We start from the raw sequence: 22,016 nt of genomic DNA, 5'->3' as shown, positions 1-22,016 counted from the left end.
ACGCCGGTTGCGACACCGGCGAGCTAAATGGGATGTCCCCGACCGCCTACGACCCTACCCCTCGGAGACTCCCGGAGTGACATTGAGACGCCCCATACGCGGCGAGGCGGTCCGTACCCGCCAGTAGGGGTACGGACCGCCCGCTTCTATCATGCGATCGTCACCCGGTGTTATCCGCCGAGTGCCTTGAGCGCCTTGCCGATCAGGGCTGTTCGGTCGGCCGCCGCGGTGACGTGTTCCAGGCCGAAGCCGAGCAGCACGGTGTCGTCCGTGGTGACCGCTCCATATGTGCGGAACAGCGCTCCGGTGCGCGCCCAGTCCTTGAGGACGGCGGGGCTGCCCGCGGGCGGCCCGGTGACCTGCCAGGCACCGAGGGATGTCTCGAATCCCTCGGTCTGGGTGGCGGTGCCGCCGACGACGAGCGCCAGGTCGTCGGCGAGGACGCCGTGGCCGCCGCTGCCCGGGTCGGTGACATAGGCGAGGGAGACCTCGACGGACCGGCCGGCGTACGCGCTCAGGTCGAAGTCGACCTGCTGCCAGCCGGCGGAGGCGCCGGTGAAGGCGTTCCAGGAGCCACTGCTGCCGGTGGCCGTGCAGCCACTCGACGTCAGCGTCAGATAGTGCTTCAGCCAGGGGTGTTCACCGATGTAGAAGCCCGCGCCGCACTCGGCCGGGACCGCGGTGCCGGTGGCGCCGCCCGCCTCGGGCAGCGTCGTCCAGTCCTCGGCGCCCACCGTGTGCGCCTCGACGACGGCGTTGTCGTAGCCCGGTTCGGTGTCCCACAGCAGTCGGCCGTGCAGGGTGGGCCTGTCGGCGGCGCTGACGCCGGTGAGGTCGATGGTGCGGGTGAGGCGCTTGTAGGCGTCGTCGGTGTGCACCGCGGCCGCCATGCCCGAACCGCTGTACGGCCCGTACGGGTTGACGGTCCCGGCGAACTGGCCCGCGCCCGCGCTCGTGAACTGCGGGTAGCCGGCCGTGGGCAGCTCGTCGGAGGTGACCCCGTAGGTACCCGCCCGGTCGAGCGGGTTGCCGGCCGCGGGGCCGAGCGCGCCGCCGGCGCCGGCGAGGGCTCCGGAACCGGTGAAGCCGGTGGCTCCGGGCGTCGACGTACGCGAGTAGGCGCCCAGGTAGTACTGGCTGAAGTCGTTCGAGAGCGTGCCGTCGCCGAGGTCCACGCTGCCGCCGGCCTGCTCGCCCGCCTCGATCAGCTTGCCGCCCTCGTTGAGGTAGGCGCGCAGCTGGAGCTGGGTGGGGTTGCCCGGCCGGCCCGCGCCCGTGTAGTGGACGACCGTCCGGAAGTGGTCCAGCACGCCGAGCGCGTCGGGGGCGCCCTGGGCGGCGACGTCCCAGACGACCGCCTTGCGGCCGTTGGCCTTCAGCGCGTCCACGTACGTCTGCGCCTGTACGGCGCTCGCGCCCTCCTCCGCGACGACGAGCGTGTCGGCCTTGGCCCGTTCGGCGACGGTGTACGTGAAGTGCTCGCTGGCGGTGGGTTTCCCGTTCGGGGACCTGCCGGTGAACCACACCTCGACCTTGTCGCCCGGCGCGCCGCCGCGGACCTCGGCCCGGTACTCGTCGAAGTAGAGGTTGTCGGCCCCGCCGTAGGTCTCGCCGCCCTTCCAGGCCCTGAGCGCCTGGTCGTGGGTACGGCCGCCGTTGACGCGGTACCTGAGCTCCTTGTCCCGGACCGACCTGCGCACGACGACGGAGACCTGCTGGTCGGCGCCGCGCGCGTACGAGGTCGGGAACGCGGCCGGGGTGAAGTCGGCGGCGCTCAGGCCGACCGAGGACGAGGGCCGGTCGGGGTGGGCCGCGGTCTCGGCGACGGAGAGCGCGAACGGGACGTTCTTGGCGAACTCCTGCTGGATCAGCTTCTCGTCGTCCGGGAAGTTGAAGACCGACTGGCAGTCGGAGGCGTTCCAGGTGTCGTTCGGGTCCAGGTTCGACGCGGTCTGGCAGGTCGACATCTCGGGGGTGAACATCGCCATGCCGTTGACGTTGCCGGCGTGTCCGTCCGCCTCGCCGTTGGTGGTGTAGAGCTCCGAGGAGACCTGCGGGTGGTAGCCCGGGATCGCGGAGTTGTCGGGGGTGCCGGCCAGCGCCTTGTACAGGACGTCGTCCGGGGTCGGCGTGGCGACCTGCCAGCCGACGCCGTAGAGGAGCAGCTCGGCGGCCGAGTGGTAGTTGATGCCGTACGTGAAGCCGATCCGCTTCTCGAACGCGTCCAGCGCCTTCGTCTCGGGCTCGGAGGCCGGGGCCGCGCCGCGGTAGGTCTCGCTGGTGGGATTGGGGGACGAGCCCTCGTCGTCGTAGCCCCACTTGTAGGCGAAGTTGCGGTTGAGGTCGACGCCGTCACCGGTGCTGATGACGCCGTCGCCGTTGACGTCCCGCAGGTTCTTGCGCCACAGGCGGGTGTCGCTGTTCTGGAAGGTGTAGTCGTAGCCGTCGGGGTTGGCCGACAGCACGAACCACAGTTCGGTGGAGTCGACGATCTTCTTGATCCGCCGGTCGGTCTTGTAGTTGTCCAGGTAGTAGTGCAGCAGCCGCCTGGTCATCTCCGGCGTGATCCACTCGCGCGCGTGCTGGTTGGACATGTACAGCACGGAGGGCTTGGAGCCGTCCCGGGACTTCTTGGCGCCCTTGGTCAGTTTGAGCGCGAGGATGTCCTGGCCGTCGACCGTCTTTCCGATGGAGACGACCTTGGTGAGGCCGGGGTTCTCCTGACCGGTCCTGACGATCTCCTCCTTCAGACCGCCGCTGCCGCTGTACGGGCGGAACACGTGCTCGGCGGCGGCCGCGACGCGGTTCTCCGCCTTGGCCGAGAGGGTGTGCTCGGTGAGGTCGACGCCCTGCCGTTCCAGCTTCCGCGCCTGGTCGTCGGTGAGGTAGACCTCGACGTCGGCCGTGCCCTGGTCGGGCGCCTGTTCGGCGAGTTCCTGGCCGTCCTGTCCGGCGGCCAGCAGCAGGGGTAACTGCTGCTTGGTGATCTCGGCGCGGTAGACCTTGACCTCGTCCGGTCCGGACGTGGGCGTCGGGTGTCCGCTCTGTGCCTGGGCGATGGGTGCGATGCTCGCTCCGCCGATCAGGAGCGCGCCGACAGCGAGGATCGATCTCGCTCTGTGTCTCATGAACCCCCCTAGCAGTGGTCCGCCACGACGACGAACACCTGCCAGGCTCATGACACTTCATGATCCAGTCAAGAGTGCATCAAAGACGGACAAACGCCGGTGCCCGGTGCCCCTCGGGCAGGGGCACCGGCGTGTCGGCCACGGTCGGATCAGCCGACCAGGTTGTCGGCCAGGTCCTCGGAGATGTTGGCCTCGGTGCCCGGGATGCCCAGATCGGAGGCCCGCTTGTCGGCCATCGCCAGCAGCCGGCGGATCCGGCCGGCGACCGCGTCCTTGGTCAGCGGCGGGTCGGCGAGCGCGCCCAGCTCCTCCAGGGAGGCCTGCTTGTGCTCCATGCGCAGCCGGCCCGCGGCCGCCAGGTGCTCGGGCACCTCGTCGGCGAGGATCTCCAGGGCGCGCTGGACCCGGGCGCCCGCGGCGACGGCCGCACGGGCCGAGCGGCGCAGGTTGGCGTCGTCGAAGTTGGCCAGGCGGTTCGCCGTGGCGCGTACCTCGCGGCGCATCCGCCGCTCCTCCCAGGCCAGCACGGACTCGTGCGCGCCGAGCCGGGTGAGCAGCGCGCCGATCGCGTCGCCGTCCCGGACCACGACCCGGTCCACCCCGCGGACCTCGCGGGCCTTCGCCGCGATGGACAGCCGACGGGCGGCGCCGACCAGGGCGAGGGCGGCCTCCGGACCCGGGCAGGTCACCTCCAGGGACGACGAGCGGCCGGGCTCGGTCAGCGAGCCGTGCGCCAGGAACGCCCCGCGCCAGGCCGCCTCGGCGTCACAGGTGGCCCCGGAGACCACCTGCGGGGGCAGACCGCGGATCGGGCGGCCGCGGCCGTCCACCAGACCGGTCTGCCGGGCCAGCTGGTCGCCGCCCGCGACCACCCGCACCACATAGCGCGAGCCGCGGCGCAGACCGCCCGGCGCCATCACGATCAGCTCGGAAGTGTGGCCGAAGATCTCCAGGACGTCCCGCTTGAGCCGGCGGGCCGCCATCGCGGTGTCCAGCTCCGCCTCGATCACGATGCGCCCGCTCACCAGGTGAAGGCCGCCGGCGAACCGCAGGATGGCCGAGACCTCCGCCTTTCTGCAGCAGGTCCGGGTGACGGGGAGCCGGGAGATCTCATCCTTCACCGCTGCCGTCATCGCCATGGGCCGATCCTTCCATGCATCCGAAAAATACGGTCGTACGCGGCGGCGAGGAGCTCCGGGTCGTGCCGCGAAGTCCCATCGGCCCGGGCCACCGGCGCCAGCTCGACCGCGGCCCCGAACCGGTTGGCGGCTTCGGTCAGCGAGTCGCGGTCGGGCACGGCGGCCTCGTCGGCCAGCACCACGTCCAGGGCGAGTTTAGGGGCGTGTCGTCCCAAAACCTCCAAATGACGCTGCGGGGAGAACCCTTCGGTTTCTCCGGGCTGCGGTGCGAGGTTCAGGGAGAGTACCCGGCGTGCCTTGGTCTGCGTGAGCGCGTCCAGGAGTTCCGGCACCAGCAGGTGCGGGATGACCGAGGAGAACCAGGAGCCGGGGCCGAGCACCACCCAGTCCGCGTCGAGCACCGCGGCGACGGCCTCGGGCACGGCGGGCGGGTCGTTCGGCACGAGGTGCACGGACTGCACCTCACCGGGGGTGAGGGCGACCGTCGCCTGGCCGCGGACGGTGTCCGTCTCCTCGGGCCGGTCCGGGTCGTGGCCGCGGACCAGGGCCTGGAGTTCCAGCGGCACGGCGGACATGGGCAGCACCCGCCCGTGCGCGCCGAGCAGCTTGCCGACCAGGTCCAGGGCCTGCACATGGTCGCCGAGCTGCTCCCACAGGGCGACGATCAGCAGATTGCCGACCGCGTGCTCGTGCAGGTCGCCCTTGGACTCGAAGCGGTGCTGGATGACGCGGGCCCAGGTCTGGCCCCAGTCGTCGTCGCCGCACAGCGCGGCCAGCGCCTTGCGCAGGTCGCCGGGCGGCAGCACGCCCAGCTCGTCGCGCAGGCGTCCGCTGGAGCCGCCGTCGTCGGCCACCGTGACGACGGCGGTGAGGTCGCCGGTGATCCGGCGCAGCGCGGCGAGCGAGGCGGACAGGCCCATGCCGCCGCCGAGGGCGACGACCTTGGGCTGGGCGCCGCGGCGGCGGGGCTTGCCGCCGCGGGCCTCGACCGGCCGGTTCACGCGCCCGTCGGGTACCCCCCGGCGCAGTCGGCCCAGCCGCAGAGTTCGTGCCGTCATTCCCGTCCCATGTCCCGGTGTACGACCACCGTCTCCACACCCTCGGCCGCAAGGCGCGCGGCAAGTTTCTCCGACATCGCGACCGAACGGTGCTTCCCGCCCGTGCAGCCGACCGCGATCGTCACATAACGCTTGCCCTCACGGCGATAGCCCGCGGCAACCAGTTGCAGGAGCTCCGCGTAGCGATCGAGGAACTCCTTCGCGCCGGGCTGGTTGAAGACGTACGCCGCCACCTCCTCGTTGACCCCGGTGAAGGGGCGCAGCTCGGGGACCCAGTGCGGGTTGGGCAGGAAGCGCATGTCCACGACCAGGTCGGCGTCGACCGGGAGACCGTACTTGAAGCCGAAGGACATGACGGTGGCCCGCAGCTCCGGCTCCTCCTCCCCGGCGAACTGGGCGTCCATCTTGGCGCGCAGCTCGTGCACGTTCAGGCTGGAGGTGTCGATCACCAGGTCGGCGTCGCCGCGCAGCTCACGCAGCAGCTCGCGCTCGGCGGCGATGCCGTCGACGATCCGGCCGTCGCCCTGGAGCGGGTGCGGGCGGCGCACCGACTCGAAGCGGCGCACCAGGGCGTCGTCCGAGGACTCCAGGAAGACGACCCGGTGCGTGACGCCCCGGACGTCGAGGTCCGCGAGGGACTCGCGGAGGTTGTCGAAGAAGCGGCGTCCGCGCACGTCGACGACGACCGCGATCCGTGCCACGTTGCCCTGCGAGCGGGCGCCGAGCTCCACCATGGTGGGGATCAGGGCGGGCGGGAGGTTGTCGACGACGAACCAGCCGAGGTCCTCCAGGCACTTGGCGGCCGTCGAGCGTCCGGCCCCCGACATACCGGAGATGATCACCAGCTCGGGGATGACCGCGTCCGGGTTCCCGGGCGGTGTGCTGTCCGTACTCACCTGTGCTCCGTCTTCATGGCGTGCGTCGTGCGGCCCGTCCTGCCCGGGTGCGTCCTGCTGGGATGCGTCCTGCTGGGGTGCATCCTGCCTGGCCGCCTCGTGCTGGGGTGCATCCTGCCTGGCGGAATTGTCGCTCGTCCGGGCGGGCGTGCGTTCTCGGTCCGCTGTGGGCTGCGTCTCGTGCTCGGTCATGGTTCCTGCCCCCGTCGTTCGTCGGGGACGCCCGCGGTCACGGGGTCCCCCGGGGCGTCCGCCGTCGTCTCGGGCGCCCTGGTTTCGTGGTCTTCTTCCATGATCTCTCCCGTGGCCGTGTTCACGGCGGGCGCGGCCGGAGCCGCCTGGGCGAGGGTTACGGCGATGGTCTCGGCCGTCTTGCGGCCTATGCCCGGAACCTCGCAGATCTCGTCGATGGTCGCGGACCGCAGTTTCTTCACCGATCCGAAGTGCTTGATCAGTGCCTGTTTGCGGGTCTCGCCCAGGCCCGGCACGTCGTCCAGGGGGCCGGACCTGAAGCGCTTGGCACGCTTGGTGCGCTGGTAGGTGATCGCGAACCGGTGGGCCTCGTCACGGACTCGCTGGAGCAGGTAGAGGCCCTCACTGGTGCGGGGCAGGACGACCGGGTCGTCCTGGTCCGGCAGCCAGACCTCCTCCAGGCGCTTGGCCAGGCCGCAGACGGCGATGTCGTCGATGCCGAGCTCGTCCAGGGCCCGCTTGGCCGCCGCGACCTGCGGCTGACCGCCGTCGACGACGACGAGCTGGGGCGGGTAGGCGAAGCGCTTGGGCCGCCCGTCCTCCTCGGTGAGGGGGTGCGCCCCGTTCGTCCCGCCACCGACGACACCGCCGACGTCGCCGCGCACGTCGCCGTCGCTCCCGTCGGCCGTCCCGTCACCGACCGTCACGCCCTCGGCCTGCTCGTCGGCCGTGCCGTCGGTCCACTCCCCCGTCCGCTCCTTCTCCACGAGGTAGCGCCGGAACCGGCGGGTGATCACCTCGTGCATGGAGCGGACGTCGTCCTGGCCCTCGAAGCCCTTGATCTGGAAGCGGCGGTACTCGCCCTTGCGCTGCAAGCCGTCCTCGAAGACGACCATCGAGGCGACCACGTCGTCACCCTGGAGATGGGAGATGTCGTAGCACTCGATCCTGAGGGGTGCGCTGTCCAGTTCGAGGGCGTCCGCGATCTCCTCCAGGGCGCGTGAGCGCGTGGTCAGGTCGGAGGCCCGCTTGGTCTTGTGCAGGACGAGCGCCTGCTGGGCGTTGCGCTCGACCGTCTCCATCAGGGCCCGCTTGTCGCCGCGCTGCGGGACGCGCAGGGACACCTGGGAGCCACGGCGGCCGGTCAGCCACTCCTGCGCGGGCTCCACCGGCTCGGGCAGGGCCGGTACGAGGACCTCCTTGGGGACGGCGTCCCCGCTCTCCTCGCCGTAGAGCTGCTGGAGCGCGTGCTCGACGAGAGCGCCGGTGGTGACCTCCTCCACCTTGTCGGTCACCCAGCCGCGCTGGCCGCGCACGCGACCGCCGCGGACGTGGAAGATCTGGACCGCCGCCTCCAGCTCGTCCTCCGCGACCGCGATGAGGTCGGCGTCGGTCGCGTCGGCGAGCACGACCGCGTTCTTCTCCATGGCCTTTCTCAGGGCCTCGATGTCGTCGCGCAGGCGGGCGGCCCGCTCGTACTCCATCTCCTCGGCCGCCTCCACCATCTGCCGCTCCAGACGGCGGAGGTACGTGCCGGTACGGCCGGTCATGAAGTCGCAGAAGTCCTCGGCCAGTTCGCGGTGCTCCTCGGCGGAGACCCGTCCCACGCAGGGCGCCGAACACTTGCCGATGTAGCCGAGCAGACAGGGCCGGCCGGTGCGGGACGCGTTCTTGAATACGCCCGCCGAGCAGGTGCGCACGGGGAAGACGCGCAGCAGCAGGTCGACGGTGTCGCGGATGGCCCACGCGTGGACGTAGGGACCGAAGTAGCGCACGCCCTTCTTCTTGTGACCGCGCATCACCTGCACGCGCGGGAACTCCTCGTTCATCGTCACCGCGAGGTACGGGTAGCTCTTGTCGTCGCGGTACTTGACGTTGAACCGGGGGTCGTACTCCTTGATCCAGGAGTACTCCAGCTGGAGCGCCTCGACCTCCGTGGACACGACGGTCCACTCCACGGACGCGGCGGTGGTCACCATCGTCCGGGTGCGCGGGTGCAGGCCCGCCAGGTCCTGGAAGTAGTTCGCCAGGCGCTGGCGCAGGCTCTTCGCCTTGCCGACGTAGATCACCCGGCGGTGCTCGTCGCGGAACCTGTACACCCCGGGAGAGTCCGGGATCTGTCCCGGCTTGGGGCGGTAGCTGGAGGGGTCGGCCATGTCTCACACCCTACTGGCGAGGGGCGACACTCCGGCGGGCCTGTGGACAACGTCGGCCGAGGTCCCGGTCGGGTGAACGCCCGCGTCCCGGTCACCGGGAGTAGCACGACAGGCACGGGAAAGGCCGGTGCGGGCAGCGCGGGCCGCACGGTGCGGACTCGGCCAGGAGTCCGCCGCGGTTGGGCATCAGGTGTTGTCGGGACTTGGTCAACACGCTTCAATGCGGGGGAACTCGGGGCCGTGCACGACGGCGTACGGGCGTGACGACTCCCGACGCAGGCCGGGTGGCCCCGGTTTCGCTCCCGCGAACGGTCTGACCAGCCGTTGTGACATTCACAGAAAGGCCCCTGCATGCCGCACGCCACACAGCACGCGGACGTCGCCGCCGACGTCGCCATCGCGGAACTGGACACGGCCCTGCGAGGCGGCCCCTTCCACGTCGCCCTGCGGGCCGCGATCGCGGCCCGCGGACTGCCGCTGCAACGCGTGCAGCACCATCTCTCCCGCTACGGGGTGAAAGTCGGCGTCACCAGCCTGAGCTACTGGCAGCAGGGCGCCCGCCGCCCGCAGCGCCCCGAGTCGCTGCGTGCCGTCCGGGCCCTGGAGGAGATCCTGCAACTCCCGGACGAGTCCTTGATACGTCTGCTCGCCGAATCCGAGGACAGCACCCACGGCGACCGGTCCTCCGCCCGCTCCTACCGCTCCTTCGTCGCGGCCTCGGGCGTCCTCGAACACCTGCTGGCCGAACTGGAGTACCCAGTCGACAACGGGCTGGACTCCCTGGGGCATCACGAGCGGGTGCGGATCGGCGCGCGGGGCGAGCTCCTGGGGCGCGAGTCGCACCACATCGTGCGGGCCCACCGCGACGGCGTCGACCGCTTCGTGGCCGTCCACCACGGCGACCAGGGCTGCGCGCCGGAGCGCATGACGGTACGGGCCCTGGAGAACTGCCGCACGGGACGCGTCCGCCGGCATCACGACACCGGTGTGCTCGTGGCCGAGCTGCTCTTCGACACCCGGCTGCGCTCCGGTGACACGTTCCTGTTCCGCTACGCCGTCGAGGACGGCACGGCCGGCGCCTCCCGCGAGTACCTCCGCGAGTTCGGCATGGCGGGCGGGCAGTACGCCCTGGAGGTGTGCTTCGACGCGCGCACGCTGCCGGTGCGCTGCCATCGGTTCACCCAGCACTCCGCGGCGGCCCCGCGCAGCGGCCGTCAGGGGCTGGCGCTCAGCCCGCAGCACCGCTCGGTGCATCTCGTCGAGCCGCGGGTGCGGGCGGGACTCGTGGGCATCGGGTGGGACTGGGAGTGAGCGCGGGGGCGCCAGGGCCTGCTGTGCTCAGGCCGCGGGCCCCGCGACGATCCGGCCGTCCTTGACCTCGACCGTCAGTTCCGTCAGCGGCACGGTGGCCGGGGCGTGCAGCACCTTTCCCGACAGCGCGTCGAACCGGCTGCCGTGACAGGGACAGACCAGGGTCGTCCCCTCCAGCTTGTTGATGGGGCACAACGCGTGCGTACAGATCGTGCTGTACGCCTTCAGAGTGCCGTCCTCGCGCCGGCCGACCACCACGTTGTGGTCCCGGTACAGCTTGGCGTCGCCCCGGGCGATCTCGTTCTCCGCGCCCACCTGGACCGGTGCGGTCGGCACGGCGGGCGAGGTGGTCCCGGTCGCGCAGGCGGCGAGGCCGAGCCCGGCGACGGGCGTGGCGGCCGCCCCTCGCAGAAGGGTGCGGCGGCTCGGGACGGGACGGCCGGACATGAGGATCTCCACGGGTCGGGGGCGGTACCTCCCGACCCTAACGGAGGACGATGTTCCGGCCGGACGCGAGGACGGCGCACCGGACGGGAACGCTCGCACAGGCGTTTTACGCCAGGGGCCGGATGGGATACGTTCCCGGCTGCGTCGGCCGGCCGGAGCGGCCCGGCCGCAACAGCGCGCCCGGCCACCACGGGCCGGGCGGCCCGCACCGCCGCGGAAAGGACCCGGACTCGTGATCGTCGTCGCCGGTGAGGCACTGATCGACCTGGTGCCGCAGGGCCCCGGCGCCCTGGCGGGCCTGACGCCGGTGCCGGGCGGTGGCCCCTACAACACCGCCGTGGCCCTCGGCCGTCTCGGCTCCCCCACGGCCTTCTGCTCCCGCACCTCCTACGACGCCTTCGGCGAGGCGCTGCTCGACGGGCTGCGCCGGGCGGGGGTGGACGTATCGGCCGTGCAGCGCGGCACGGAGCCGACCACACTGGCCGCCGCGACGCTCGACGCGAGCGGCTCGGCCGCCTACTCCTTCTATGTCGAAGGCACCGCCGACCGGCTGTTCACGGCGCCGGACCGGCTGCCCGACCGGACCCGGGCGGTGTCCTTCGGGACCTGTTCCCTGGTCCTCGAACCCGGCGCGAGCGCCTACGCGGAACTGCTGCGCTCGTCGTCGGGGCAGGGCCTGTTCACCACCCTCGACCCGAACATCCGGCCGGGTCTGATCCCGGACGCGGACGCCTACCGGGCGCGCTTTCGGAGCTGGCTGCCGTCGGTCACGCTGCTGAAGCTCTCCGAGGACGACGCCCGCTGGCTCGGCGGCACCCCCGGCGAGTGGCTCGCGGCCGGTCCGTCGGCCGTCGTGATCACGCGCGGCGGTGACGGACTGACCGTCTTCACCGGGGACGGCGGGGAGTACTCAGTGCCGGGCGAGAAGACCGAGGTCGTGGACACCATCGGCGCCGGGGACACGGTGAACGCGGCCCTGCTGCACGGCCTGTCCGTCCAGGACGCGCTCTCCCCCGGGGCGCTGGCCGCGCTGGGCGCCGACGGCTGGACCCGGCTGCTGCGGTTCGCGGCGCGCGCGGCCGCGCTCACCTGCTCCCGCGCGGGCGCGCAGCCCCCGTACGCCCACGAACTCGGCGATCTCTAGCGGGCGTGCCCCGGTCTCCGCGGCCGCCCGGTCGTCGATGAGGGCGTCATCGACGACCGGGCGGTGCGGACTTCGGGTCAGGCCTTGCGGGCCCGTGCCGTCTTCTTCGCCGGTGCGGCCTTCTTCGTGGCGCTCGCGGCCTTCTTCGTCGCCGTGTTGTTGGCGGTCGTGGTCGCCCTGGCCGTGGCCGTCTTCTTCGTGGCCGAACTGGCTGCGACCGTCTTGGCGGCCGTCTTCCGGCGCGAGGCCTGCGCCGGCACGGCATCGCTGATCCGGTCGGCGGACAGGATCTCGCGCAGGAACTTGCCGGTGTGGCTGGCCGGAACCCCGGCGACCTGCTCGGGCGTGCCCTCGGCGATGACGAGGCCACCGCCAGCGCCGCCCTCCGGGCCCATGTCGACGACCCAGTCGGCCGTCTTGATCACGTCGAGGTTGTGCTCGATGACGATGACCGTGTTGCCCTTGTCGACCAGACCGGACAGGACCTTCAGCAGCTTGCTGATGTCCTCGAAGTGCAGACCGGTGGTCGGCTCGTCCAGGACATAGACCGTGCGACCGGTGGAGCGCTTCTGCAGCTCGCTGGCGAGCTTGACGCGCTGCGCCTCACCGCCGGACAGCGTGGTGGCGGACTGGCCGAGCCGGACGTAGCCGAGGCCGACGTCCTTGAGGGTCCTGAGGTGCCGGGAGATCGCCGGGACGGCATCGAAGAAGTCCGTCGCCTCCTCGATCGGCATGTTCAGGACGTCGGCGATGGACTTGCCCTTGTAGTGGACGTCCAGGGTCTCCCGGTTGTAGCGGGCGCCGTGGCAGACCTCGCACGGGACGTACACGTCCGGGAGGAAGTTCATCTCGATCTTGATGGTGCCGTCGCCCGCGCAGTTCTCGCAGCGGCCGCCCTTGACGTTGAAGGAGAAGCGGCCGGGCAGATAGCCCCGGACCTTCGCCTCGGTCGTCTCCGCGAAGAGCTTGCGCACATGGTCGAAGACACCGGTGTACGTCGCCGGGTTGGACCGCGGGGTGCGGCCGATGGGCGACTGGTCGACATGGACGACCTTGTCGACGAGGTCGTCGCCGTCCACGCGGGTGTGCCGCCCGGGGACGTTCCGCGCGCCGTTCAGCTCGCGGGCCAGGTGGGTGTAGAGGATGTCGTTGACCAGGGTCGACTTGCCGGACCCGGACACGCCCGTGACCGCGGTGAACACGCCCAGCGGGAAGGACACGTCGATGTCCTGGAGGTTGTTCTCCCGGGCGCCGTGCACCGTCAGATGCCGCGACGGGTCGAGCGGGCGCCTGATGTCGGGCACCGGGATGGCCTTCTTCCCGGACAGGTACTGGCCGGTCTGCGACTCGGGGTTGGCGAGCAGCCCCTTCAGATCACCGCTGTGCACGACCTTGCCGCCGTGCTCGCCCGCGCCCGGGCCGATGTCGACGACCCAGTCGGCGACCTTGATGGTGTCCTCGTCGTGCTCGACGACGATGAGCGTGTTGCCCATGTCGCGGAGCCGGACCAGGGTCTCGATCAGCCGGTGGTTGTCGCGCTGGTGCAGGCCGATGGACGGCTCGTCGAGGACGTAGAGGACGCCGACGAGTCCGGAGCCGATCTGGGTGGCCAGCCGGATGCGCTGGGCCTCGCCGCCGGAGAGGGTGCCGGCCGCGCGGTTGAGCGAGAGGTAGTCCAGGCCGACGTCGACCAGGAACCGCAGCCGCTCGTTGACCTCCTTCAGCACGCGCTCGGCGATCTTCTTGTCGCGGGCGTTCAGCTTGAGTTGGCCCAGGAAGTCGGCGCAGTCGCTGATGGACATCGCGGAGACCTCGGCGATGGACTTCTCCATGACCGTGACCGCGAGGACGATCGGCTTCAGGCGCGTACCCCGGCAGGTGGGGCAGGGCACCTCGCGCATGTAGCCCTCGAAGCGCTCACGGCTGGCGTCGCTCTCGGCCTCGCCGTGCCGGCGCTTGACGAACGGCACGGCGCCCTCGAAGGCGGTCGTGTACACGCGCTCGCGCCCGTAGCGGTTGCGGTAGCGGACCTCGATCTGGGTCTTGTGGCCGTACAGCAGTGCCTTCCTGGCACGCTGCGGCAGGCCCGCGAAGGGGATGTCCGTCCGGAAGCCGAGCGCCTCCGCCAGGGCGCCGATCAGCCGGCTGAAGTAGTCCTTGGTGTGTCCGTGCGACCAGGGGTGGATGGCACCTTCGTCGAGGGACTTGTCCTCGTCCGGGACGATCAGCTCGGGGTCGACCTCCATGCGCGTGCCGATGCCGGTGCACTCGGGGCAGGCGCCGAAGGGCGAGTTGAAGGAGAAGGAGCGGGGCTCCAGCTCCTCGAAGGACAGGTCGTCGTACGGGCAGTACAGGTGCTCCGAGTACATACGCTCGCGCTCGGGGTCGTCCGCCGCGAGGTCCACGAAGTCGAGCACGACCATGCCGCCGGACAGGCCGAGGGCGGTCTCCACCGAGTCGGTGAGGCGGCGCTTGGCGGACTCCTTCACGGTGAGGCGGTCGATGACCACCTCGATGGTGTGCTTCTCCTGCTTCTTCAGCGCGGGCGGGTCGGAGAGCTGGATCGTCTCGCCGTCCACGCGGGCGCGGCTGTACCCCTTGGTCTGGAGGTCGGCGAACAGGTCGACGAACTCGCCCTTGCGTTCCCGCACCAGCGGCGACAGCACCTGGAAGCGGCTCCCCTCCGGCAGCTCCAGGACCTTGTCGACGATGGCCTGCGGCGACTGGCGCGAGATCGGCCGGCTGCACTCGGGGCAGTGCGGCTTGCCGATGCGGGCGAACAGCAGACGGAGGTAGTCGTAGACCTCGGTGATGGTGCCGACCGTCGAGCGCGGGTTGCGCGAGGTCGACTTCTGGTCGATGGAGACCGCCGGGGAGAGACCTTCGATGAAGTCGACGTCCGGCTTGTCCATCTGGCCGAGGAACTGACGGGCGTACGAGGAGAGCGACTCCACGTAACGGCGCTGCCCCTCGGCGAAGATCGTGTCGAAGGCCAGCGAGGACTTGCCCGACCCGGACAGGCCCGTGAAGACGATGAGCGAGTCTCGTGGAAGGTCGAGCGAGACATTCTTCAGGTTGTGCTCGCGCGCGCCACGGACGATGAGACGGTCGGCCACGCCGGTCCGCACCTTTCTTGAGAGAAGAGACAGGGGCGAGCCCCTGTGCTTCTCAGACTAGGGGGAGCCACTGACAACGCCGGTCGGATTCCAGGACGCATAACAATCCCCGCCCCTCCAGCATGCCCGACGCCGCACTCGACCATATAGCACGTGCATTCGATTTACGGGCCCGGTCCGCATCCTTCACCCGAAGGAGTGGCGAGGTTAGGGTCGACCTCATGATTGATCACGCACGTGACCTGGCGTCTGTACGTGACGCGACCGACCGACTGCTCGCCGCAGCGTCCAAACTGGACAACGCCTCGCTCGCCGAGGCGTCACGGCTGCCCGGCTGGAGCCGCGGACACGTCCTCGCCCACCTCGCCCGCAACGCGGACGCCCTCGTGAACGTTCTCGAGGGTCGCCCCATGTACCCCACCGCCGACGCCCGCGTCGCCGACATCGAGCGGGACGCGCCCCGCCCGCTCGACGTCCAGCTCGCCGACCTGCGCGAGAGCGCCGACCGCTTCCAGGAGACGGGCGCCGCGTCGGCCGACTGGTCGCGCACGGTGCAGCTGCGCAACGGGGTCAGCGACAGCGCGGCCCGGGTGCCGTTCCGGCGCCTGATCGAGGTCGAGCTGCACCACGTGGACCTCGGGATCGGCTACGAGGCGGAGGACCTGCCGGCGGAGTTCACCGAGCGGGAGATCGACTTCCTGGTCGAACGGTTCGCCGGGCACGCCGACGTACCGGCCACCCGCCTCACCGACGGCACGAGCGCCTGGGACACGGGCAGGCCGGCGGCCGAACCCGAGGTCGTCGTCACCGGGCCGCCCGCGGACCTGCTCTGCTGGCTCGCCGGCCGGCGCGACGGATCCGCCCTGACGGTGACCGGAGCGGCACTTCCGACGCTGCCCCCGCTGTAGTCATGAGCGGCCCCGGGCCGCTCTCCGGCTATAGGCTGACCGCCATGACGTACAGCGGACAGGTGACGGTCGGCGGCCCGGCGGACGTGCACGAGCTCAAGGACCTGATGATCACCAAGATCGCGGTCGGCCCCATGGACAACAACGCATACCTGTTGCGCTGCCGGGCCACCGACGAGCAGTTGCTGATCGACGCGGCCAACGACGCGGACACCCTGCTCGGCATGATCGGTGACGACGGCATCGCGTCCGTCGTCACCACCCATCAGCACGGCGACCACTGGCAGGCGCTCGCCGCGGTCGTCGCGGGCACCGGCGCCCGCACCCACGCCGGACGGGCGGACGCCGAGGGCATCCCGGTGCCGACCGACGTCCTGGTCGACGACGGCGACACCATCCGGGTGGGCCGTGTGGAGCTCACCGCGCGCCATCTGGTCGGGCACACGCCGGGGTCGATCGCCCTCGTCTACGACGACCCGCACGGACACCCGCACGTCTTCACCGGGGACTGCCTCTTCCCGGGCGGCGTGGGCAACACCCGCAAGGACCCGAAGGCGTTCGCCAGCCTCATCCACGACGTCGAGACGAAGATCTTCGACGTCCTCCCGGACGAGACCTGGGTCTACCCGGGGCACGGCAACGACACCACGCTGGGCGACGAGCGCCCGCACCTGCCGGAGTGGCACGCGCGGGGGTGGTGAACTCCCCCGTGCGGCGGTGGTGACCTCCCGTCACCCGGCGGGAGCGCGGCACCGGGCCGCGCGCCCCGTGTGAAGCACGCGCACGCACCGGCGCTCCACGCGCTCTCCCGGCGCAGGGGGTCACGGAGTCAACTGGAGTCGGCCCCGCCCAGGACGACGGCTCCTGCGCGGTAGGGGCCGTCGGCCTCCCGGTCCCCCCCTCGGCCGACGGCCCCGCGGGCCGCACGGCGCCCGGAGCGCCGGACTACGCTCCGGCCTGCGCGGGCCCGGCCAGCGCGGCCACCCGCTGCACCCCGAACACGTACCCCTGCACCCCGCATCCCGCGATGACGCCGTCGGCGCGCAGCGAGACGTACGAGTGGTGCCGGAACGACTCACGGCGGTGGATGTTGGAGATGTGCACCTCCAGCACCGGCAGGCCGTCGCAGGTGTTGAGCGCGTCCAGGATCGCGACGGAGGTGTGCGAGTAGGCGCCCGGGTTGATCACGATCCCGCAGTGGTTCAGCCGTGCCTCGTGGATCCAGTCGATCAGCTCGCCCTCGTGGTTGGACTGGCGGAAGTCCACCGTGCCGCCGTGCGCGGCCGCCGCCTCGACGCACAGGGACTCGATGTCGGCGAGGGTGTCGGAGCCGTAGATCTCCGGCTGGCGCTGTCCCAGGAGATTCAGGTTGGGACCGTTGAGGATCATGATGGGGGCGTTGGCCAGGGTGCGGGGCACGGTTTCTCCGGTCCGTTCGGGCTGAGCGTTCACGAGGGGCGATCCGCCGGGGAGCACCGCTCGCACCCGGTCTATCACGGTGCCACCGGGCGCCCGCCGCGCCCCCTCACGCCCCCGTAACCCTTGGTCACTGTGGGTAGTTGACGCGTCATGCGCGATGCACACACCGTAAGGGCGCCCGGCATGCTGCGGCTCGCGACCGCCTCGCTCGCCGGCACGGCCATCGAGTTCTACGACTTCTTCGTCTACGGGACCGCCGCGGCACTGGTCCTCGGCCCGCTGTTCTTCCCGACGTTCTCGCCGCTGGCCGGGACGCTGGCCGCCTTCGGCACGTTCGGGGTGGGCTTCGTGGCGCGTCCGCTGGGGTCCATGCTGTTCGGGCATGTCGGGGACCGGCACGGGCGGCGGCCGGTGCTCGTCGCGTCGCTGCTGCTGACCGGCGTCTCGACGGTCGCGGTCGGGTGCGTCCCGGCCTACGACAGGATCGGCGCGGCCGCCCCCGTACTGCTGCTGGTCCTGCGTTTCCTCCAGGGGCTGGGACTCGGCGGGGAGTGGGGCGGGGCGGTGCTGCTGACCGCGGAACACGCGCCGGAGCACCGGCGCGGGCTGTGGTCGGGCTTCCCGCAGATCGGTCCGGCGGTGGGCTTCCTGCTGGCCAACGGCGTGATGCTGGCCCTGTCGGCGGCGCTGTCCGACGCACAGTTCACCCAGTGGGGATGGCGGGTGCCGTTCTGGGCGGCCGGTCTGCTGGCCGTGGCCGGGCTGTGGCTGCGCTCGTCGATCACCGAGAGCCCCCGCTTCCTGGAACTCGACGGCCGGGCGCGGATGCCCCTCGCCGAGGTGGCGCGCGACCACTGGCGGCTGGTGCTGCTCACCGCGGGCGCGCTCGCGGCCGGATACGCGATCTTCTACGCCGTGACGACCTGGTCCCTCGCCTTCGCCACGGAACGCCTCGGGGTCGACCGCACGGTCATGCTGATGTGCATCATGGCCGCGGTGGTGGTGAAGGGTGCGCTGACACCGGTGGCGGCGGTCCTCGGCGACCGCTTCGGGCGGCGGCCCATGTGCCTGGCCGGGTGTGCGGGCTGCGCCCTGTGGATGTTCCCGATGGTCGCGCTCCTGTCCACCGGCGCGCCGCTGCTGATGTTCCTCGGCTTCCTGGGCGCGCTGATCGCGTTCATCACCATGTTCGCCGTGATCGCCGCCTATCTGCCGGAGCTGTACGAGCCTCGGGTGCGCTGCACCGGCGCGGCGGTCGGCTACAACCTCGGCGGGGTGCTCGGGGGCGCGCTCACCCCGATCGTGGCGACGGCGCTCGCCGAACACGGCGGTCGGGTCCCCTGGGGTGTCGGCGCCTATCTGACCGGTGTCGCGCTGCTCAGCCTCGGCTGCTTCGCCCTGCTGCCGGAGACGCGTCCGGTGCGCGTCCCGGTCGCGCAGCCCGTCCTGGACTGACCGCCCCGGCCTGCGGCGAAGGCCTCAGGGGTTGATCGCCAGCTCCAGGTAGGCGGCGAACAGCACCAGGTGGACGCCGCCTTGGAGCGGTGTGGCCCGGCCGGGGACCACGGTCAGCGAGGCCACCACCACGGTCAGGGCGAGCAGCACCATATGGGTGGCGCTCAGGCCGAGGACGAGCGGGCCGGAGAGCCAGAGCGACGCGAGGGCGACCGCGGGGATGGTCAGGCCGATGCTGGCCATCGCCGATCCGAGGGCGAGGTTGAGACTGGTCTGCACCCGGTCGCGGCGGGCGGAGCGCAGCGCGGCGATGGTCTCGGGCAGCAGCACGAGCAGCGCGATGATCACACCGACGACGGCGTGATGGAGTCCGGCGGCCTCGACGCCCGACTCGATCGCCGGCGAGACGCCCTTGGCCAGTCCCACGACTCCGATCAGGGCGAGTCCCAGCAGCACCAGGCTGATCCGCGCGGTGCGGGCGGACGGCGCCACCGCGTGTTCCTCCACGGCGATCCCACCGCCCTGCCGGGCGATCGGCAGGAAGTAGTCGCGGTGGCGCACGGTCTGGGTCGCCACGAACAGGCCGTACAGGATCAGTGAGGACAGTGCGGCGAAGGTGAGCTGCACGGAGGAGAACTCCGGGCCCGGCTTGCTCGTGGTGAACGTGGGCAGCACCAGGCTGAGGGTGGCCAAGGTGGCGACCGTCGCGAGGGCGGCGCCGGTGCCCTCGGGGTTGAAGATCGCCGTGCCGTGGCGCAGCGAGGCGACGAGCAGGCTCAGCCCGACGATGCCGTTGCAGGTGATCATCACCGCCGCGAAGACCGTGTCCCGGGCGAGGGTCGAGCTCTTGGCCCCGCCGTCCGCCATGAGGGTGACGATCAGGGCGACCTCGATGATCGTGACGGCGATGGCCAGCACCAGGGAGCCGAAGGGTTCGCCCACCCGGTGGGCGACCACCTCGGCGTGGTGCACGGCGGCCAGCACCGCTCCGGCCAGGACCACGGTCACCACCGCGACCAGCACGCCGGGCAGGTTGCGTCCCCAGGTGAGGACCAGCAGGACGACCGCGGCCAGCGGCACGAGGAACGTCCACTGTGTGGCGAGCGACCTGAGCCGAGCGATCATGGAGCGATCGTCGCAGAGGCCCTCGCACTTCGCATTCCATGACTTCTGGAACATGGGTCACACGCCGATGCTGTCCTGCGCAGCGCCCTCGCCGTCGCCGTGCGCCGTCGCGGCCGCCGCCTGCTTCCGGGAGGCGCGCAGACTGGTGATCGTGGTGACGATCAGGACCGCGCAGATCACGCCGAGCGAGACCGGGATGCTGATCTCCGGGACGTGGACGCCGGACTCGTGCAGCGCGTGCAGCACCAGCTTGACGCCGATGAAGCCCAGGATGATCGACAGGCCGTAGGAGAGGTGGACCAGCTTCTTCAGCAGGCCGCCGATGAGGAAGTACAGCTGCCTGAGGCCCATCAGCGCGAACGCGTTGGCCGTGAAGACGATGTACGGGTCCTGGGTCAGGCCGAAGATGGCCGGGATGGAGTCGAGTGCGAACAGCACGTCCGTGGTGCCGATCGCGAGCATCACGACCAGCATCGGGGTCATGACCCGCTTGCCGTTCTCCTGGATCCACAGCCTGGTGCCGTGATAGCGGTCGGCCACCCCGAAGCGTCGCTCGGCCGCCTTCAGGAGCCTGTTCTCCTCGAACTCCTCCTCGTCGGCGTCGGCACGGGCCTCCTGGACGAGCTTCCAGGCGGTCCAGATCAGGAAGGCGCCGAAGAGGTAGAAGACCCAGGCGAAGCTGGCGAGGATCGCGGCGCCCGCGGCGATGAAGACGGCCCGCAGGACCAGGGCTATGAGCACGCCGACGAGGAGGACGCGCTGCTGGTACTGCGTCGGCACCGCGAACTTCGCCATGATCAGGACGAAGACGAAGAGGTTGTCGACGCTCAGCGACTTCTCGGTGATGAAGCCCGCGAAGAACTCGCCGGCGGGCCGGCCGCCGGCGAAGAGCAGCAGGCCGAGGCCGAAGAGTCCGGCCAGGGCGATCCAGACGACCGTCCAGATGCCCGCTTCCTTGAGGGACACGTCGTGCGGTTTGCGGCCGATGAAGAAGTCGACCGCGATCAGGGCGGCAAGGCCCGCGATGGTCAGGACCCACAGGGTCAGGGAAACGTCCATGGTGCCTCCGGCATTGCGTAACGGCGGGTAGTCAGCGTCGTAGTGCTGCCGGAGGTCTCTTCCACCCCGGGCCGCGGCGTCGACGACGCTCCAGCGGCCGCACGGGCCGACGCCCCGGGATCCGGTGGGATCCGTATTGACGGGTACGCCGCACAGACGGGGAGTACTCCCCTCCGTGGGAAAAACAGTACCCCAATCACCAAGGAAAGGTAAAGGCGTCAGTAAAGAGAAGCCCAAAGATGCTGGTGGGAGGGCTTTACGTGGTCTTGGTAAAGGCGTGCGAGGCCGTCACGGCCGCCAGGTTCGACGGGCCTCGGCCACCTGTGCGAGCACCTGTCCGAGCACCTGGCTGCCGGGCGGCACCAGCGAGGGCTCGTACGTCCAGGCGTGCCCGACCCAGGGGTCGGCGAGGTGATCGTCCGGGACCGGGGTGATCCTCAGCAGCGAGCGCCACAGCGGATCCAGCAACGGACCGTAGGCGGAGGCGTCCTCGCGGTCGGCCACCAGCATCAGATGGACGCCGAAGGTCGGCCCCTCGTCGGCGAGGTAGCGGAGCTGGGTCACCGCACGGTCGTCGAAACCGTGCGGGAAGTCGTTGACGACCAGCAGTTGCTGGGACGTGTCGAAACCGGGCGGCAGCGAGTCGGCGGCGCCGCCGCGCACCGCCATCTGGACCAGGTCGACCCGCTGGGTGAGCCGGCCCAGGACGTCCGCCACACCCGCGGCGCCGACCGCCGGCGGACCCGCCAGCACCCCGGCCCGCACCAGCGGCGCGAGTGGCTGCGCCGCCGCACCGGCCGGGTCGATCACGTGCACGGTGAACTCGCCCGCCGGGTGCGCGGCCAGCAGCCGGGCCGCGTGCGCCACCGCCGTGGTCATCGCGAGGTGCCGCAGTTCGTGATCGTCGCCGAACGCCCCGTCGGACGATCCGGAACCCGCGCTGTCGATCCAGAAGCCGCGCTCCAGCGGCAACCTGACCAGCATCGGGATGCGCAGCTGCGGCGCCTCGGGCAGCTGGAGGTCGCCGATGCGCAGCGCCATGGGCAGCTCCATCGGCACGCGATAGCCGTGCCAGACGGGACTGTCCCAGCCCGCGTACGCCGGCGGCAGCGCGGGCTCGACGACCTCGGCCTCGGCGGTGAGCTGGGCGAGGTCCCGGTCCAGGGCCTGGGTGGCCTGGTCGACAAGCCGGGCGTACTTGTCGTGGGCCGCGTCGCGTGCGGCGTCGCCCTGTCCGCCGATCCGGGCGCGCGGGTCGGACAGCACCTGGTCGAGCTCCTTCTCCCGGCGGGAGTCGGCGAAGTCGACCGCGCTGCGATAGGCGGCGGCGGTGCGGGCGAGGTCCTCGAACATGCCCCACACCTGGTTGTAGAGCCGCTCCTCCATGGACCATCCGGTCGCGTCGCCCGCGACGGGCGTGGCGGGCTGCCCGGCAGGGGCCGGGGGCGCGGTCGGCGGGGGCG

General features: G+C 71.2%; 15 protein-coding genes and 1 pseudogene. 5 read left to right on the top strand and 11 right to left on the bottom strand.

The genetic code is table 11. From position 1 onward, the window contains the following. Positions 1 to 170: 170 nt before the first annotated feature. The 5 genes from FNH09_RS20055 to uvrC all read right to left on the bottom strand — a co-directional run bounded on the left by FNH09_RS20055 (position 171) and on the right by uvrC (position 8,569). Entirely contained in the window at positions 171 to 3,128 is a 2,958-nt protein-coding gene (locus FNH09_RS20055; RefSeq protein WP_152889935.1) for a M14 family metallopeptidase, read from the bottom strand. Positions 3,129 to 3,277: 149 nt separating this feature from the next. Next, entirely contained in the window at positions 3,278 to 4,267 is a 990-nt protein-coding gene (gene whiA, locus FNH09_RS20050; RefSeq protein ID WP_152889933.1) for a DNA-binding protein WhiA, read from the bottom strand. After that, positions 4,258 to 5,325 (bottom strand): gluconeogenesis factor YvcK family protein, encoded by a 1,068-nt coding sequence (locus FNH09_RS20045; RefSeq protein WP_152889931.1) that lies wholly within the window; start codon positions 5,323 to 5,325, stop codon positions 4,258 to 4,260. Before FNH09_RS20045 ends, whiA begins: the two co-directional genes overlap by 10 nt. Next, positions 5,322 to 6,413, bottom strand: a complete 1,092-nt coding sequence (gene rapZ / locus FNH09_RS20040; RefSeq protein WP_152889929.1) for an RNase adapter RapZ — start codon at positions 6,411 to 6,413, stop codon at positions 5,322 to 5,324. Before rapZ ends, FNH09_RS20045 begins: the two co-directional genes overlap by 4 nt. Beyond that, positions 6,410 to 8,569, bottom strand: coding sequence for an excinuclease ABC subunit UvrC (gene uvrC, locus FNH09_RS20035; RefSeq protein ID WP_152889927.1), 2,160 nt, complete (start codon positions 8,567 to 8,569; stop codon positions 6,410 to 6,412). The genes rapZ and uvrC overlap by 4 nt, the downstream gene beginning before the upstream one ends. Before the next feature lie 351 nt (positions 8,570 to 8,920). Between uvrC and FNH09_RS20030 the strand changes: the two genes are divergently transcribed. Continuing rightward, positions 8,921 to 9,880, top strand: a complete 960-nt coding sequence (locus tag FNH09_RS20030; RefSeq protein ID WP_152889925.1) for a hypothetical protein — start codon at positions 8,921 to 8,923, stop codon at positions 9,878 to 9,880. Positions 9,881 to 9,907: 27 nt separating this feature from the next. On the opposite strand, the gene FNH09_RS20025 is transcribed toward FNH09_RS20030, so the two are convergent. Further along, positions 9,908 to 10,327: a Rieske (2Fe-2S) protein gene (locus tag FNH09_RS20025; protein ID WP_152889923.1), complete on the bottom strand. Its 420-nt coding sequence runs from the start codon at positions 10,325 to 10,327 to the stop codon at positions 9,908 to 9,910. A gap of 232 nt (positions 10,328 to 10,559) precedes the next feature. Between FNH09_RS20025 and FNH09_RS20020 the strand changes: the two genes are divergently transcribed. Then, positions 10,560 to 11,471: a PfkB family carbohydrate kinase gene (locus FNH09_RS20020; RefSeq protein WP_162468841.1), complete on the top strand. Its 912-nt coding sequence runs from the start codon at positions 10,560 to 10,562 to the stop codon at positions 11,469 to 11,471. A gap of 77 nt (positions 11,472 to 11,548) precedes the next feature. On the opposite strand, the gene uvrA is transcribed toward FNH09_RS20020, so the two are convergent. Beyond that, positions 11,549 to 14,587, bottom strand: a complete 3,039-nt coding sequence (gene uvrA, locus FNH09_RS20015) for an excinuclease ABC subunit UvrA (RefSeq protein ID WP_162468840.1) — start codon at positions 14,585 to 14,587, stop codon at positions 11,549 to 11,551. Positions 14,588 to 14,808: 221 nt separating this feature from the next. On the opposite strand from uvrA, the gene FNH09_RS20010 reads away from it, so the two are divergent. Together FNH09_RS20010 and FNH09_RS20005 are read left to right on the top strand one after the other, a co-directional pair. Next, positions 14,809 to 15,495 carry a maleylpyruvate isomerase family mycothiol-dependent enzyme gene (locus tag FNH09_RS20010; RefSeq protein ID WP_152889919.1) on the top strand — a complete coding sequence of 229 codons (687 nt, stop codon included), beginning with the start codon at positions 14,809 to 14,811 and terminating at the stop codon, positions 15,493 to 15,495. Between the two features lie 44 nt (positions 15,496 to 15,539). Further along, positions 15,540 to 16,196, top strand: coding sequence for an MBL fold metallo-hydrolase (locus tag FNH09_RS20005; RefSeq protein ID WP_152889917.1), 657 nt, complete (start codon positions 15,540 to 15,542; stop codon positions 16,194 to 16,196). A gap of 244 nt (positions 16,197 to 16,440) precedes the next feature. On the opposite strand, the gene aroQ is transcribed toward FNH09_RS20005, so the two are convergent. Then, entirely contained in the window at positions 16,441 to 16,914 is a 474-nt protein-coding gene (aroQ, locus tag FNH09_RS20000; RefSeq protein ID WP_162468839.1) for a type II 3-dehydroquinate dehydratase, read from the bottom strand. Positions 16,915 to 17,064: 150 nt separating this feature from the next. Here aroQ and FNH09_RS19995 point away from each other — a divergent pair, with 150 nt between their 5' ends. Then, on the top strand, positions 17,065 to 18,369 hold the full coding sequence (locus FNH09_RS19995) for an MFS transporter (RefSeq protein ID WP_202919715.1): 1,305 nt from the start codon (positions 17,065 to 17,067) through the stop codon (positions 18,367 to 18,369). Between the two features lie 24 nt (positions 18,370 to 18,393). On the opposite strand, the gene FNH09_RS19990 is transcribed toward FNH09_RS19995, so the two are convergent. The 3 genes and pseudogenes from FNH09_RS19990 to FNH09_RS47105 all read right to left on the bottom strand — a co-directional run. Then, the gene (locus FNH09_RS19990) at positions 18,394 to 19,494 is read right to left on the bottom strand and encodes a calcium:cation antiporter (protein WP_152889915.1); all 1,101 of its coding nucleotides are present in this window, start codon (positions 19,492 to 19,494) and stop codon (positions 18,394 to 18,396) included. Between the two features lie 57 nt (positions 19,495 to 19,551). Beyond that, entirely contained in the window at positions 19,552 to 20,553 is a 1,002-nt protein-coding gene (locus tag FNH09_RS19985; RefSeq protein ID WP_152889913.1) for a TerC family protein, read from the bottom strand. A 288-nt stretch (positions 20,554 to 20,841) separates the two neighbouring features. After that, a pseudogene (locus FNH09_RS47105) lies at positions 20,842 to 22,016 on the bottom strand (TerD family protein); the annotation flags it as partial.

The sequence above is a fragment of the Streptomyces adustus genome, from assembly GCF_009377175.1.
GTDB classification, from domain to species: domain Bacteria; phylum Actinomycetota; class Actinomycetes; order Streptomycetales; family Streptomycetaceae; genus Streptomyces; species Streptomyces adustus.
Note: the sequence above shows the minus strand (reverse complement) of the source record. Positions and strands in the feature narration are given on the sequence as shown.